12 protein-coding genes are annotated in these 16,043 nt (G+C 32.5%); 8 read left to right on the top strand and 4 right to left on the bottom strand.

From position 1 onward, the window contains the following. Positions 1–8: 8 nt before the first annotated feature. From VGE71_RS03435 to VGE71_RS03455, 5 genes are all read left to right on the top strand, one after another. Positions 9–1,616 carry a RagB/SusD family nutrient uptake outer membrane protein gene (locus tag VGE71_RS03435; RefSeq protein WP_331137046.1) on the top strand — a complete coding sequence of 536 codons (1,608 nt, stop codon included), beginning with the start codon at positions 9–11 and terminating at the stop codon, positions 1,614–1,616. Positions 1,617–1,641: 25 nt separating this feature from the next. After that, positions 1,642–2,712 carry a SusE domain-containing protein gene (locus tag VGE71_RS03440; RefSeq protein ID WP_331137047.1) on the top strand — a complete coding sequence of 357 codons (1,071 nt, stop codon included), beginning with the start codon at positions 1,642–1,644 and terminating at the stop codon, positions 2,710–2,712. Positions 2,713–2,803: 91 nt separating this feature from the next. Beyond that, a complete protein-coding gene (locus VGE71_RS03445; protein ID WP_331137048.1) occupies positions 2,804–3,901 on the top strand; it encodes a glycoside hydrolase family 53 protein in 1,098 nt (365 codons plus the stop codon). Between the two features lie 3 nt (positions 3,902–3,904). After that, positions 3,905–4,933, top strand: coding sequence for a glycoside hydrolase family 53 protein (locus VGE71_RS03450; RefSeq protein ID WP_331137049.1), 1,029 nt, complete (start codon positions 3,905–3,907; stop codon positions 4,931–4,933). 159 nt (positions 4,934–5,092) lie between these two features. Beyond that, positions 5,093–7,528, top strand: a complete 2,436-nt coding sequence (locus VGE71_RS03455) for a DUF4982 domain-containing protein (protein WP_331137050.1) — start codon at positions 5,093–5,095, stop codon at positions 7,526–7,528. A gap of 137 nt (positions 7,529–7,665) precedes the next feature. Here the strand turns inward: VGE71_RS03455 and VGE71_RS03460 are convergent, their stop codons facing one another. The 3 genes from VGE71_RS03460 to VGE71_RS03470 form a co-directional block, all read right to left on the bottom strand. After that, complete coding sequence (locus VGE71_RS03460; protein WP_331137051.1) at positions 7,666–8,130, bottom strand: VOC family protein; 465 nt, start codon at positions 8,128–8,130, stop codon at positions 7,666–7,668. A gap of 1,162 nt (positions 8,131–9,292) precedes the next feature. Beyond that, positions 9,293–9,667, bottom strand: a complete 375-nt coding sequence (locus tag VGE71_RS03465; RefSeq protein WP_331137052.1) for a response regulator — start codon at positions 9,665–9,667, stop codon at positions 9,293–9,295. 695 nt (positions 9,668–10,362) lie between these two features. Next, positions 10,363–11,130 (bottom strand): response regulator transcription factor, encoded by a 768-nt coding sequence (locus VGE71_RS03470; RefSeq protein ID WP_331137053.1) that lies wholly within the window; start codon positions 11,128–11,130, stop codon positions 10,363–10,365. Between the two features lie 115 nt (positions 11,131–11,245). Between VGE71_RS03470 and VGE71_RS03475 the strand changes: the two genes are divergently transcribed. The 3 genes from VGE71_RS03475 to VGE71_RS03485 all read left to right on the top strand — a co-directional run bounded on the left by VGE71_RS03475 (position 11,246) and on the right by VGE71_RS03485 (position 14,367). Continuing rightward, entirely contained in the window at positions 11,246–13,264 is a 2,019-nt protein-coding gene (locus tag VGE71_RS03475; protein WP_331137054.1) for a PAS domain S-box protein, read from the top strand. Further along, positions 13,251–13,757: a response regulator gene (locus VGE71_RS03480; protein WP_331137055.1), complete on the top strand. Its 507-nt coding sequence runs from the start codon at positions 13,251–13,253 to the stop codon at positions 13,755–13,757. Before VGE71_RS03475 ends, VGE71_RS03480 begins: the two co-directional genes overlap by 14 nt. 262 nt (positions 13,758–14,019) lie before the next feature. After that, entirely contained in the window at positions 14,020–14,367 is a 348-nt protein-coding gene (locus tag VGE71_RS03485) for a helix-turn-helix transcriptional regulator (protein WP_331137056.1), read from the top strand. 38 nt (positions 14,368–14,405) lie between these two features. Here VGE71_RS03485 and VGE71_RS03490 read toward each other — a convergent pair whose 3' ends face one another. Continuing rightward, positions 14,406–15,797, bottom strand: a complete 1,392-nt coding sequence (locus tag VGE71_RS03490; protein ID WP_331137057.1) for a UDP-glucose 6-dehydrogenase — start codon at positions 15,795–15,797, stop codon at positions 14,406–14,408. Positions 15,798–16,043 lie beyond the last annotated feature (246 nt).

The raw sequence follows: 16,043 nt of genomic DNA on the forward strand, positions 1-16,043 counted from the left end.
ACGAAATCATGAAAAAATATATAGTAACAACAATAGTTGCACTGACTTTGATTTTTCAGTCTTGTACAGATGATTTAAATGTAGTTTCTAAAGATGACGACGTTCTTTCTTCTGATGTATTGTTTTCTACGCCTGACGGATACAAAAAAGCATTTGCAGGAGTTTACGGAAATCTAACTTTAACTGGTGTACTTGGTCCTGATAACTCTTCACTTGAAGGTGTAGATGCTGGAACAAGTCAGTTTACAAGATGTTTATTGTACATGCAGGAATTAACTACAGACGAATTGGTTTGGAGTTATGAGAACGATGCGGGAACGGCAGAATTACAACGTAATATTTGGACAGCCGCAAATCCTGTTATCTTAGGAATGTTTAGTAGAACAATGGTTTCTGTTTCTTATGCAAACGAATTTTTACGCCAGAGTACTCCAGAAAAATTAAGTTCAAGAGGTATTACAGATGCTGCGACTTTAGCAGATATTGCACTTTATCGTCAGGAAGTTCGTGTTTTAAGGGCATATGCTTATTATAACATGATGGATTTATTTGGTAAAGCTCCAATGTATACTGAAAATGATCCTATTAACTTTAGAGGGCCTGAGTTTAACAGAAAACAATTATTTGAATATATTGAAACTGAATTAAAAGCAGTTTTACCTGATTTAAAAGCAGCCAGAACAAACGAATACGGAAGATTAGATAAAGCTATGGCACAAATGATTTTGGCTAAAATGTATTTGAATGCTCAGGTTTATATTCAAGCGGATCGTTATAATGATTGCGTTGCAATGTGTAATGCAATTATTGATGGTGGTTATACTTTAAAACCAAAATATCTGGATAATTTCAAGGCTGATAACAATACTTCTCAGGAGATTATTTTCGGAATCCAGTCAGATGGAGCAGTTTCTCAAAACTGGGGAGCAACAACTGTTTTAACAAATGGACAAATTGGTGCTTGGGAGAATAATGGAGCCGACTTCGGAATTGGTGGCTGGACAGGAGCACTTAGAATCAGAAAAGAATTTGCTCAGAAATTTGACGGGGCAAAATTCACTCAGGATACAAGAAATACAATCGGAAAAGGTGTTGCCGGTGATCCAGGAAAACAAAGATCTATCGATATTGATGATATTGGTGTAAAAACGCAAGGTTATATTTTATCTAAATTTTCTAATAAAACATCAACAGGAGTTAACGGAATCAGTTCTACATACGCTGATACTGATTTCCCTTTATTTAGATTGGCAGACGTTTATTTAATGTATGCAGAAGCCACTCTAAGAGGTGGAAACGGAACAACTAGCCAAGCATTAAGTTATGTAAACGCTTTGAGACAAAGAGCAAACAATAATTCTACTGTTGGAAATATTACTTTAGGCGAATTGACACTTGACTTTCTAATTGATGAAAGAGCACGCGAGTTACATTGGGAAGCACACCGTAGACAAGATTTAATTCGTTTTGGAAAATATACCGGAGGATCTTACAACTGGGCATGGAAAGGAAATTCTTCAAAAGGAATTGCTATTCCTTCCTATATGAGCGTTTTCCCGATTCCAGAAGGATCTTTAGGAGCCAATAGAAATTTAACTCAAAATACAGGTTATTAATTTTTTTAACTTAAACGATATACAAATGAAACATATATATATAATATTTATTGCAGTACTTGTACTGACTGGATTTTCGTCTTGCGAAAACGAAGAAAATTTAATGATTTTAGAACCTCAAGAGGCAGCGTTTTCTCTTATAACTCCAGAAAGTGGTTCTTCTACGATTTTAAATAAAGAGACACCAAACAATACGGCTCTTACTTTTACTTGGGAAAAAGTAAATTACGGAACTCCGACAATTGTAACTTATACCGTGCAATTTGCTGCCAGCAATACTGAGTTTGCAGCACCGGTAGATATTACATCTTCTACTAATACTCATGCCACAATTACAGTAGCAGAATTAAATACAAGAGCACTTGCTCTCGGACTTACTCCAGATGTTGAAGGGACAATCGATGTGAGAATTAAATCTACTGTTGGAACAACGCTTTCTGAACCAAAACTTTCTACACCAATTACAATTCAATTAACTCCTTACAGAGGTGTGTTTCCTAAGGTTGATTTGTTTTTAGTAGGACCTGGTACTGCAGCAGGATGGAGTGTAACCAGCAATAATATGCCAATTTACAGAGATCCAAAAGAGCCAGCAAAACAATATTATACAGGATTTTTTAATAAAGATGGTTTTAAACTAATTGAACAAATTGGTTTCTGGGCTCCAGCTTATGGAACAAACGGTGCGAAAGTACAGTACAGAGCAACAGAAGGTGACACTGATCCAGGTGTTTTCCCAACGACTGCTTCAGGTTATTACAGTTTTGAAATTAATCTTGAAGAGTTAACATACAAAATTACACCTTACACAGGACCAATGACAACGTATGTTACAATTGGTTTAACAGGATCTGTGTTAACAGGTAATGATGCTGGATGGGATACAGAAGTTCCTTTGGTGAAATCTGCATTTGATTCGCATATTTGGAAAGTTACTCAAACTTTAAAAGCTGGAAAAATGAAATTTAAAGCTAATAATAGTTGGGATGTTAGTTGGGGTGACAATGGTGGTGATATTTTTATTGTTGAGGCTGGAAAATATGAAATCTGGTTCAATGACTTAGATGGACGTTATATGTTTATACCAACTCCATAAATTGAATTAAAAGAAAGAAACCTCAATGGAACTTGTTTTGAGGTTTCTACTTTCTTTAAAAATCAAAATTTTCACTTTTATAACTCATATAATGAAAAAATATATAAAGATTTTGGGATTACTGATTGTAACCGTAATTCAATTTTCGTGCTCCAATAATGATTCTGGAGATACTGAAGTAGTCAATCCACCAGATGCGAATGATACTTTTATCAGAGCATCAGATGTTTCTTTTCTTCCACAAATGGAATCTTTGGGAACTAAATTTTACAGTAACGGCAAAGCAGAACCAATGCTTACCACATTAAGAAATGCAGGTTGTAATACAGTTCGAATTCGTTTATGGAAAAAACCTGTAAATGGTCGTTCTGGTTTAAGCGAAGTAAAACAATTAGCTCAAAAAGCAAGACAAGCTGGTTTAAGAGTTTGGCTTACAGTTCACTATTCTGACGATTGGGCTGATCCAGGAATGCAGACAACTCCTGAAGAATGGAAAAATTTATCGTTTACCGATTTAAAAACCGCTGTTACCGATTATACAGCAACAATAATTTCAGAAATCAATCCGGATATTATTCAAATTGGAAATGAAATCAATAGCGGATTATTGTGGCCTCAAGGAAATTTAATCAGTAACGAACAACAATGTCTTGCAATATTAAGCGCTGCAAGTGCTGTAGTACGAAGTAAAGCTCCAAACACCAAAATAATGATTCATTATGCAGGAGTCGATGGTGGCGCAACAGATTGGTTTTTCACTAAAATGAAAAATGTTGATTACGATTATATTGGACTATCGTATTATCCTGTTTGGCATGGTAAAGATTTAAATGTAGTAAAAAATACAATTGAAGCTCTAGGAAAGAAATTCAGTAAAAAGGTTCTGATTGCTGAGACGGCTTATCCTTTTACATTGTTACATAACGATCAGACAAACAATATTGTAGGAACAAGCGATCAATTGGTATCTGGTTACCCTGCAACTCCTGCTGGACAAAGAACTTTTGTTATGGATATTAAAAATATTGTAAAATCATCAGAGTTTGGGCAAGGATTTGCTTATTGGGGTGGTGAATGGGTTGCTTTTAAAGGACCACAATCAACAACAGGTTCTACATTCGAAAATCAGGCTTTGTATAGTTTTGATAATAATGCTTTATCAGTAATGCAAGCTTTCAGTAAAGACTAAAATATGAATAAATCACGTAAAATTATATCATCATTGATGATAGCTGCTATTTTATTTACTTCGTGTAAATCGAAAATGGTAAGCGAAAAAGATTCATTTTCAAAAGGAGCAGATATCGGCTGGTTGCCACAGATGGAAGCAACGGGATATAAATTTTATGATGCAGACGGTTCTCAAAAAGACTGTCTGCAATTATTAAAAGATCGCGGTATAAATACCGTAAGGTTGCGTGTTTGGGTAAATCCGAATGATGATAAAGCGAGTGGGCATTGTAGTCCTGAAGAAACGGTTGTCATAGCAGTGCGTGCACAAAAAATGGGAATGCGAATTATGATTAATTTTCATTATAGCGATTCATGGGCCGATCCTGGAAAACAAAATAAACCTGCTGCATGGGCAAAACATTCTTTTCCAGAATTGTTAACCGATGTTTACCAACATACTTATGATGTCTTGAAAATGTTGAAAAAAGCAGGAGTAACTCCAGAATGGGTTCAGGTTGGAAATGAAATACCAAGTGGAATGCTTTGGCCAGAAGGTCATACCGATAATTTTAATCAGTTGGCGCAATTGCTAAATAAGGGATATGAAGCAACAAAAGCGATAGATTCAAAAATTAAAGTTATTGTACATTTAGACGAAGGAAATAAAAACGAAAAATTCAGATGGTTTTTTGACAAAGCAACTGAGAACAATGTAAAATATGATGTAATTGGTCTTTCGTATTATCCGTTTTGGCTAAAAACAGATTATAAAGAAAATATCTTAGATTTAGAAAATAATTTAAAAGATATGGTTTCCCGTTACAACAAAGAAGTAATGGTCGTTGAAGTTGGTGGCGATTATACTTTAGAGCAAAATACCAAGGAAATGCTTGAAGCTACGATAAAAGCGGTAAAAAGCGTGCCAAATAATAAAGGTTTGGGTGTTATTTATTGGGAGCCACAAGGCGAAAAAAGTTGGAGTGGTTATCAATTAAACGCTTGGCTTCCTGATGGAAAACCTTCTCCGGCATTGGATGCTTTTAAATAATAAAATATTAAATTTTACCATTAAGGCATTAAGTTTATTAAGTCAAGCTTTGTCAAGAAAATTAAGTTAAGCTTAATGCTCTTGATTTTTAATAAAAAAACAAACGCAAAGCTTAATTAACTTAATGCCTTAATGGTGGAAAAAAAATTAAAACAAAAAATGAAACTAATTTTTAAATCAACATTATTCTTTTCTCTACTGATTTTTTCATCAGGAAAAATGATGTCACAATCCACTACTATTTTAAAAGATAACTGGCGTTTTTCTAAAGAGGTTAAAGGCGATGCTTTTTCTGTTGATTACGATGCTTCAAAATGGGAAAAAGTGACTGTACCGCACGATTGGGCCATTTACGGACCTTTTGATAAAAAATGGGATCTTCAAACCGGAATCATTGAACAAAACGGTGAAAAAGAAGCGACTGAGAAAACAGGAAGAACTGGAGCATTACCGCATATTGGAACGGGTTGGTACCGCAATACATTTACTATTCCTCAGTTTAAGAAAGGAAAAAAAGCACTCCTTGTTTTTGATGGCGCTATGAGCGAGCCTCAGGTTTATTTAAATGGAAAAAAAATAGGAAATTGGGGCTATGGTTACAGTTATTTCTATATTGATATTACTAATGATTTGCTTATTGGTAAAGAAAATTTGTTGGCTGTAAAATTGACGAATCTGCCATTTTCTTCGAGATGGTATCCTGGAGCAGGTCTTTACAGAAAAGTTAGTGTTATCGTAACTGAGGAGGAAAGTTTTACACAATGGGGAACTTTCATTACTACTCCCGATATGAAAGAAAATAATGCCGATGTTGATATTAAAGCAGAGTTTCATGGCAAAAATGTTTCGATGGTGACCCAAATAAAGGATGCTCAAAATAAAGTTGTAGCAACGCAAAAAAGTACCGAAACGAAAGACGGGAAATTTCATCAAATCATTTCGGTTGCAAATCCTAAGTTATGGAGTCCTGAGACGCCTTATTTATATACAGCCGTAACTAAACTATATTCGGCTGATGGAACTTTAAAAGACGAGCAAAATATAAAATTTGGTATTAGATTCATAAAATATGAACCTAACAAAGGTTTTAGTCTTAATGGTAAAGTGACAAAATTTAAAGGGGTTTGTCTTCATCATGATTTAGGACCTCTTGGAGCAGCTATAAATAAAGCAGCACTCAAAAGACAGCTTACAATTCTAAAAGATTTAGGTTGTAATGCAATTAGAAGTTCTCATAATATGCCTTCTTTCGAGCAGTTGGAATTGGCTGACGAAATGGGATTTATGTTTTTGGCTGAAAGTTTTGACGAATGGGCAAAGCCAAAAGTAGAAAACGGATATAATCGATTCTTTAAAGAATATGCAGAAAAAGACGTTGTAAATTTAGTTAGAGCAACCAGAAATCATCCTTGTATTGTAATGTGGAGTTCAGGAAATGAAGTTCCAGATCAATGGGGAGCCGAAGGGGTAAAACGTGCCCAATGGCTGCAGGACATTTTTCACCGTGAAGATCCTACAAGACCTGTAACTGTTGGTATGGATCAGGTAAAAGCAACTATGGAATCTGGTTTTGGAGCTTTATTGGATATTCCAGGATTAAATTACAGAGTTCATCTTTACGAAGAAGCTTATAAAACCTTTCCGCAAGGATTAATTTTAGGTTCAGAAACAGCTTCGACAGTAAGTTCAAGAGGAATTTACAAGTTTCCAGTTGTTCAGGCGAAAAATAAGCAGTACGATGATTTCCAAAGTTCTTCTTATGATCTTGAAGCGTGCAGCTGGTCTAATGTTCCTGATGATGATTTTGTACTTCAGGATGACAAACCGTGGGTTATTGGAGAATTTGTGTGGACTGGTTTTGATTATCTTGGAGAACCAACACCTTATGATGAAAAATGGCCTTCAAGAAGTTCTTATTTTGGAATTTCAGATTTAGCAGGACTTCCTAAAGATCGTTTTTATTTATATAGAAGCAGATGGAATACAAAGGAAAAAACACTTCATATATTGCCACATTGGAATTGGAAAGGTAGAGAAGGAGAAATTACTCCAGTTTTTGTTTACACTAATTACGATAGTGCAGAACTTTTTGTAAACGGAAAAAGTATGGGAGTTCAGAAAAAGAATAACTCAACTCCACAAAACCGTTACCGTTTGATGTGGAATGATGTAAAATACGAACCTGGAACAGTAAAAGTAGTAGCGTTTGATTCTAACGGAAAAATAGCAGCTGAAAGCGAGGTTAAAACTGCTGGCGATCCTTATAAAATTGTTCTTGAAGCAGACCGCAAAACAATAAAAGCTGATGGCGAAGATATTTCGTTTGTTACAGTTTCAGTGGTAGATAAAAACGGAATTCCATGTCCCACAGCAACTAATGAACTTCAATTTAAAGTAACAGGTGCTGCAACTTACAGAGCAGCATGTAATGGTGATGCTACTTCATTAGAAATGTTTCATGAGGATCATATGAAACTTTTCAGTGGTAAGCTTGTAGTGTTGGTTAAAGCAGTTAAAAATGCTGGAGCGATTCAATTGGAAGTAAAAGGAAATGGACTTCAGACAGGAAAAATTAGTTTAAAGTCTGTACGCTAATCAAATCGTGCTTATTTAGAAGCTTTAATAATTCAATAAACCTGTCTGTATTTTATTTTACAGACAGGTTTATTGCTTCTAGGTAATTACTTCATTTAGTATTAAAGATTTAATTTTAAAAGCTAAATTTTTCTTCTTTAATGGTTTGGGGAAAACGCATCAATCATAAAATTTTGAAGTCCTTCTTCTTCCAGTATTTCAATAGAGAATTCTCCAAAACGTTTAGGAAGCCAAATAATCTTTACCCCGCTTGGAGAGTTAAGACTTTCTTTTGAAAGGGCATTTCCATTTTCATCCTCAGGTTGTATGCCTCTGTCGATAAGTTGATCGAATATCTTTTCAATATCAGGAGTAGAGTAGCAGTGGCGATAGATAGTACCTTCTCCTTTATCATCTAAAAGTTTTTTCAAATTTCCACTTACAGGCTGCACCAGCATAAAATGTTCGAGACCTATTCTAACAACAGCATAACTTACCTGGAGATCGTCTCTTTCCCAAGTATATTTTCGTGAGATTTTAGCTCCCAGCATTTCTGCATAGTAATTACAAGCTGTCTCAAGGTCTTTAACCAAAATATCGATGTGACTGAATTTAAGTTCCATTATATTGTTTTTATGTTTCAGATAGTTAGGTAGTTAGTTTTATCAGCCCTGTTTCATTTTTATCTTATATCTATTGTTTTTTAATATAAATCCATATTTAAAACTGAAGAATGTTGGATGCTATTAAAGAGCAATGGAGATTAAGGCAGATTTTATGTTTGTATATTTAATTTTAAAAATGCTAATATACAAATCCTGCTGAAATAGTTGGTTTTACTATGGTTAAGGATTAATTTTTAGAAAAATTGTAACGTTGTTTTTAGTACAACTGGTTTAATTGCTTTAAACAATTGATTAAGTTTTCTGCGTCTCCTACAAGTTTTTTTTCTACATCAATTTTTATAAAATTATTTTTTTTGACAATAATAATTTTATTTTTTTTGAACATCAAACTGAGATTTATCAATAGGAATATTAAAGTAATAAAAACGATTTTTAGAGTTACTTCGGAAGGTTTTAGAATATAAAAAAGAATAGTTACTGTAAATAATATAGTGCAACTTAAGTAGTTTGTTTCTCTTTTTATAAACCTAACTTTTACAATGTCTTGTGTTCGTATCGTTCTTTTTTGATTATAAATCAAAAGACTTATTCGGTCAGCATAAAGTGTTCCAAAATTGTTTTGATAAATATGTGGCATTGCTACTGTAATTCCAAACGTTTTTATAATTCAATTACCAGCGTTTAGGCCGGTAATTGAATTTGTACATCTATTGAGCTGTTTTCTTAAACAAACTCTTAGCTTATTGATTACTGTTCAATTTTAACTTGGTTAGATTTAAAATGAAGTTAGAACTTCCCCCAAAAAAGTTCTTTATCAATATCTTGAATAGATTGTTTTACAACAGGTACAAATTTGGTAATGTTTTATGTTTTTTTGAGACCTTTAAAGAAGTAAGATATTCTTAATTATCAATTTTTATCCTTTTAAAGGTTTTATTCTTTGTAGGAAAAATGTTAATCGCTCGATTTTTGAAGAAGATATAGTCAAAGAGAAAGTAACTTTTGATTAAAAAAATTAGTAGAGTTTTAAAATGACGGAAAAACAAGCAGAGAAAAATACTCTGGTTTTTGTTGGCTGCTTATTGGCTAAATTTTGCAAAAAGCTTTTTATAATTCTAATTCTGAATTTCAGAGATTCTTCTTCTGAATAAATCAGTTTTTATAGAGAATCTTTTTTGCTAAGAAGATTTTCTATAATAAGTTTTAGTTCATTGAAAGCAAAAGGCTTTTTTAAAAATTGTGTTACTCCCAAATCAGCTCCTTTTTTTAAGTCTTCAGCCTCTATTTTAGCAGAAAGGAATATAACTGGAATATAGCTGTGTTTCGATGTACTATGTTGTAGCATGAAACCATAACCATCAAGTTTAGGCATCATAATATCACAAAGAATAACATCAGGTTGAAATTCGCAAACTTTTGCCAGTCCTTCTTTTCCATCTTTAGCTTCACAAACTTTGTGGCCAATAAAAGAAAGGAGTTCACCAATTGTCATTCTTAATGTTTCCTCGTCATCAATAAGTAATATTTTAGCCATACAACTTTTGTTTTATTTCTGGTAATTCAGTGTTACACAAATTCTTTAAGTAAATACGAAAAATGATTATTTTTAGATGTTGATCAATGTAAAATTGATATTCAAGGTCTTTTTGTTAAAAATTGTAAACACATACTTTCTCTTTATTTATGTATTATAAATCTAATAATATAGTTTGTTAGCATCGAAACACAAAAGCAATACTGATTTACCATAATTTGAACAGCCAACGAATCTTTCAAATAAGTGTCAGATTAAGTTGTACTGCTACGTAAACTTAGATTAATAATTTAAAACAGAAAAGAAAAAAGGTAAAATATTATTTTTTATTGTAATAATTATATCACAAAAAATGTTTGATTTTTCAAAATATTACCCAGAAATGTTATATTTATATAATTTAAGAAGTGTACAACCATTTAAACGAGATGTACTAATAGTTTTTTTGACTATAAGTTTTTTTTGTTTTTTGAGAAATCAGGATAGTAAACCAATGATTTTATAACTACAAGGGCTAGCAGTGTTTTTATAGAAGATATGCAATATTAAATTGAGTCAAAATTTAAGCATTTAATAAAAAATCAATTTTATGTTTTTAATTCTGACTCAAATAACATGCTAAAATCTTTGTCTGATTTTTAAAATTTAATTAGAAAAGGCTTTCTAATTTTAGATTAGTTAGACAAAGAAATAAGTTATTCTTCATTTTCGATAGATTTTATAAAATCACGCGGGGTACTGTCAAGATACAATTTGAAACTGGTTGAGAAATAAGAAAATGAACTGAAACCAGTCTCATCAACAATATATTTTAGATTTCTTTCACCAGACCGAATCAATTTAACGGCATAGTCTAATCTAAATTCCCGTATATATTGACTGGCGTTTTTGTTGGTCAATTTCCTAACTCTTTTATCAAGAGTAGATTTACTGATTGAAAGATCTCCTGCCAGCTCATTCATGTCAATGTTGGATTTTATTTTTTTGATTAAAATTTCATTTAATGAGGTAATAAAATCTTTCTCGGATAATTTTATTGTAATTTTTGAAAATGGGTCGGGACTAAACTTTTTTTCAATATTGTTTTTTAGAGAAATTAAATTGTTGATTTTAAAAATAAGTTCCTGTACCTTAAATGGTTTTATAATAAAATCATTGACACCATTCTCCAGTTGTTTAAATTTTACATCATCATCTATGTTGGCAGTAATCATGATAAAGGGAATGATATGGAATTTAGTATTTCTTCGGATTTTAAAAAATAATTCTTCTCCATTCATATTTGGCATTACCATATCGCAGATGATAATGTCAGGTATATTTTTGTTTAGATAACGCAGCGCTTCTGTGCTGTCCTTAAAATATATTACCTCAAAATTATTTAGTTTTAGTATCTCCGATATTGTGTTTCCCAGCACAATATCGTCTTCAATAATGGTGATTTTTGTTTTTTGTTTAAGCATTGGTGAATTTATTTTAAATCATTACGGTTATTTTTTAGATTATGAGTATTATTTTGAAAAAAAAACATAAAATGTAATACTTTTAGCTTCTTATTTGAAAAAATGATAAGAAGAAATGGAAAAGCTACTCTCGTATGTTTCTAAAATCAACAATCATCTATTAGAGTGTTCCTCAATAGATGATGCTTTAAATTTTTGTATTAGAGATATTGGTTTAGAGCATGACCTTGACAGATGTTATATTCTAAAAAATATAAATAATAGCAATCTTGTAGGTTTTGATTATGCTTATGCCTATGCTTACGAATGGTGTAATAATGGTGTAGAACCTTATATAAGCCATTTTGGGGCATGCAGAAGTCTTAATAGTATTTTTTCAGATCTTGATAGTTTTTTATCAAGAGAAAAATCAAGGTTTGGGACAGGTAAAGATATTCATAATAAGTTATTAAAAAAGGTTTTGAAGCTTAGGGATGTCAAATCATTTTTTTTTGTGCCCATTTTTTCTGACAACGAATTCTGGGGATGGCTGGGACTTGAAGATTGCAAGAATGAAAGGATTTGGACTGAGAAAGAAATTTATGTATTGCAAACTATCAGCAAGAGCCTAGGGCTTCGAGTCAGCCAGACTGCCACTATATCTAAACTGGAGAGAACCATTGAGAAATTCAATTATTTTATGTCAAGTTCTAATCAGGCCATGTGGGAATTTGATATAGAGACAGGTAAAACAAATTTTAGTTTGAACTGGTTTGGAATTTTAGGATATACGAATGAAGAAATTAAACAAAATCCTGATTTCTGGAAAACGATTTTTTCTACCGAAGATTGGGGAGCTATTTTAAATGAATTTACCGATTTTGTTGCCGGAAGAATTGATCGTTTTGAAGGAAATATAAAAATAATTCACAAAGACGGACATTCAATTCCCGCAAAATATTCGGGTCTGCTCAAATTCAACAGTTATGGAATTCCAAAAAAAGTTATTGGAACTTATATGGATATTAGTGAACTGGTTGAAAAAGAAAAACAATTAGTTCTTTCCGAGGCCAAATTTAGATTCATTGCCGAAAATACCACTGATTTAATCTGCCAGTACTCCAAAGAAGGCAGCTTGGTATATCTTTCAAGTTTGGCAAATGAAATTATTGGCTACAATCCCGAAGAATTAATCGGGAAATGTCCTTGGGACTTTATTCATAAAAGGGATTTAAATAGTATTAAACAGTATCATCAGTCATTGGTTAATACGCATCAGAGCGAAACCATAACGTTTCGATTTCAGAAAAAAGACGGCACTTATGTCTGGCTCGAAGCATCGACAAAAGTGATGCTGGATTCAGAAAAAAATATTGTTGGATTCCAAACTTCTAGCAGGGACATAACCAAAAGAATTAAGGCTGATAAAGAAATGAAAGCCGCATTCTTAAAAGAAAGAAAATTCAATGAATTGAAATCTCGATTTGTTTCAATTGCTTCTCATCAGTTCAGAACTCCTTTAACTGTGATTTATTCCAACGCAGAACTTTTAGAACTTAAAACAGATCATTCTGAAAAAAAATTATCTGATGACTGCAAAGTTATTGTCTCCAGAATAAAAAATGAGGTAGAGAGAATGACCGAATTAATGAATAATATTCTAGTCTTCGGAAAGCAGGAAGCTAAAAAGATTGAAAAGGTAATTCAGCCTATCGATTTTAATGAATTTATTCAGACACTAACCAAAACCTATTTTAATGATAGCAATGGTACTGAGATAAAAGTGATTAAAAAAGGAATGAAAAGGACCTTTTTTACAGACGAATCGCTTATTGTCCATATACTTACAAATGTTATCAGTAATGCCTTTAAATATTCTGCAGGCAGACCAGATCCTGAATTGATTATTAATTATTTAGATAATAATATCGAGATACAGGTTGTTGATTACGGCTTAGGGATACCCAAAAAAGACCTTCCTAATTTATTTACTTCATTTTTCCGTGCTTCCAATACTAATTCTATTATTGGTTCTGGTCTTGGACTTGTAATAGTAAAACAATTTACTGAATTTTTAAACGGAACTGTAGAGTTAAAAACCAAAGAAAATTTTGGAACAACTGTTAAATTGACATTTCCTTATGAGCAAAATTGAAATTCTACTTATAGATGATGAACCAAATGTACGGGAGACTATTAAGGAACTTTTGGTCTTCAAAAATTACAATGTAAGAACCGCAGCAGATGGACAGGAAGCTCTGGATCTTTTGGAACACGCTGTACCTGACCTGATTTTATGCGATATGGTTATGCCTGTTATGAACGGCAGTGAGTTGTTTGACATCGTTAAAAGTAGTACTTCTTATAAGCACATTCCCTTTATTTTTTTATCAGCAAAAAACGAAATAGATTTAATAAAAAAATGTCTGACGGATGGAGCAGATGGTTTTTTGGTTAAGCCTTTTAAAATTAATGAATTAACACTGGTTCTTACTGCGAGATTAGAAGAATTAGAAAAAAATAAAAGTCAGGAAAGTAGATCTTTGTCTGTTAAAAAAAAAAGACCATCTACGTTAAGTAATTATTCATCTGAAATACTTCCAGGAAGAATCAAAGATTGCAATTGGTTTGATAGATCATCAAAATAATAAATCGGGTTAGAGAGAAAAAAAATCAATCGTTTTTTCTTTTATTAATAATCTGTTTCTCCAAAAATTAAGCGTTAATTAAAAAACTGTTTTCTATTTTTTGAACTGCATTATAGATCTTTAACAATAGTATTTTAATTCAATGCTATTTTTTTTTAAACAGTACGTACAATTTTAGTTTTTAGCATAGTGTTTTTATTTATTTGTTCCTGTAAATAAGCTTTTTAAAATTATCCTATTATCAAACATATTGAATTAAATTATGAACAAAATTGTTTCTAAAAATATCAGAACTATTAGAGAAATGAAAAATTTTACTAGAGATTTTGTCGCTGGTGAATTGGAAATGACTTATAGTGGATATGGTAAAATTGAAAGGGGAGAAATTGATATTTCGATTACTAAAATTGCAAGATTGGCAGATATTTTTGGAATTTCGATTTCTGATTTATTATTTTTTGATGTGTCGTATTTTTTTAATAACGACATAGACAATAAAGGGGTAGAGGAATCTGAAAGCATTAATTCTGGTGTTAAGACATTGAAAATAGATAACAACAGATTTACTGGAATGGATTTTCATGAGAAAAAAATAAGGAATAATATGTAACTAAAAAAAAACGCCTCAATAAAATGAGGCGTTTTTTATTAAGAACCAATTCCTTGATAGACAAAGCCGATCTTCTGCAGTTTTGTTTTATCCAGAATATTTCTTCCGTCAAAAACAAAAGCAGGTTTTTGCATAGATTCGTAAATTTTCTGCCAGTCATATTCGGTAAATTCATCCCATTCTGTTAATATGGCTATTGCATGTGCATCTTTGCAGGCTTCATATGGGTTTTCAAATGAACTGATGCTTTGAGCATTTTTATCTGGCGTTCTGGTTTGTAATTCATCCAAATCTGCTAAAATCTTCTTATTACTTACTTTTGGATCAAAAACACAAACAGCAGCTTGTTCGCTAATTAAATCATCAGCAGCATAAATAGCAGCAGATTCCCTTGTGTCATTCGTATCCTTTTTGAAAGCCCAACCTAAAAAAGTAATTTTTTTGCCAGCAACGGTATTATAGAGTGTTTTTACTATTCCTTCCGCAAATCGTTTTTTCTGATGGTCATTCATGATAATAACCTGCTCCCAGTAATCAGCTGTTTGTTGCAAACCATAACTTTTGGCTATATAAACCAGGTTTAGAATATCCTTTTTGAAACAAGAACCGCCAAAACCTACCGATGCTTTTAGAAATTTTGGCCCAATTCTACTGTCCATTCCAATAGCTCTTGCTACTTCATTAACATCTGCTCCTGTTTTTTCGCAAAGCTCCGATAAAGCATTGATAGAAGAGATACGTTGTGCTAGAAAAGCATTGGCAGTCAATTTAGATAATTCTGATGACCATACATTGGTCGTTAAGATTTTGTCTCTCGGTACCCAATTGGCATAGATGTCAACAAGTGTATTGATAGCTTTTAAACCTTCAGGAGTCTGATCGCCACCAATCAGAATACGATCAGGATTTAGTAAATCTGAAACGGCTGTACCTTCTGCAAGAAATTCTGGATTAGATAAAATCTGAAACTGTACTCCGTTGCCAGTATTGTCCAAAATGCTTTTAATAGCTTCGGCAGTTCGCACAGGAAGTGTTGATTTTTCGACCACAATTTTGTTGTCTTTTGCCACTTTAGCGATTTGTCTCGCACATAATTCAATATATTTTAAATCTGCAGCCATCCCTTTTCCTTTTCCATAGGTTTTGGTAGGTGTGTTTACTGAAATAAAAATGACTTGTGCCTCCTCAATCGCTTTTTCTACATCACTTGAAAAAAATAAATTTTTCCCTCTTGTTTCTGCAACAACTTCGCTCAGACCTGGCTCAAATATGGGAATATTATCTGTGTTTTCATCGTTCCAGGCATTAATTCGTTCCTGATTTAAATCTACTACAGTAACTGTCAGGTCTGGACATTTTTGCGCAATAACTGCCATAGTGGGCCCGCCGACATATCCGGCGCCGATGCAGCATATTTTATTGATTTTCATTTATTATTGTTTTTAGTGTTTTGCATTATAATTAAAAGATTAGTGTATTGATCTGTGATAGTTTTAAATCGGTAACAATGTTTCTTCCTTTGTTTCTTTTGAGAAAAGACTCTTAATGACTTGTTTTTCGAAGAATCTATTGTTTGGATGGCCTAATGCCGACAGGAATTATGATTCGGTATTTTAAAGGGAATAAAAGTAATTTTTATGCTGTTTTTTATATATCCTTTTAAGAGTTATATGTTC

Source organism: Flavobacterium sp. (genome assembly GCF_036405015.1).
Lineage (GTDB): Bacteria > Bacteroidota > Bacteroidia > Flavobacteriales > Flavobacteriaceae > Flavobacterium.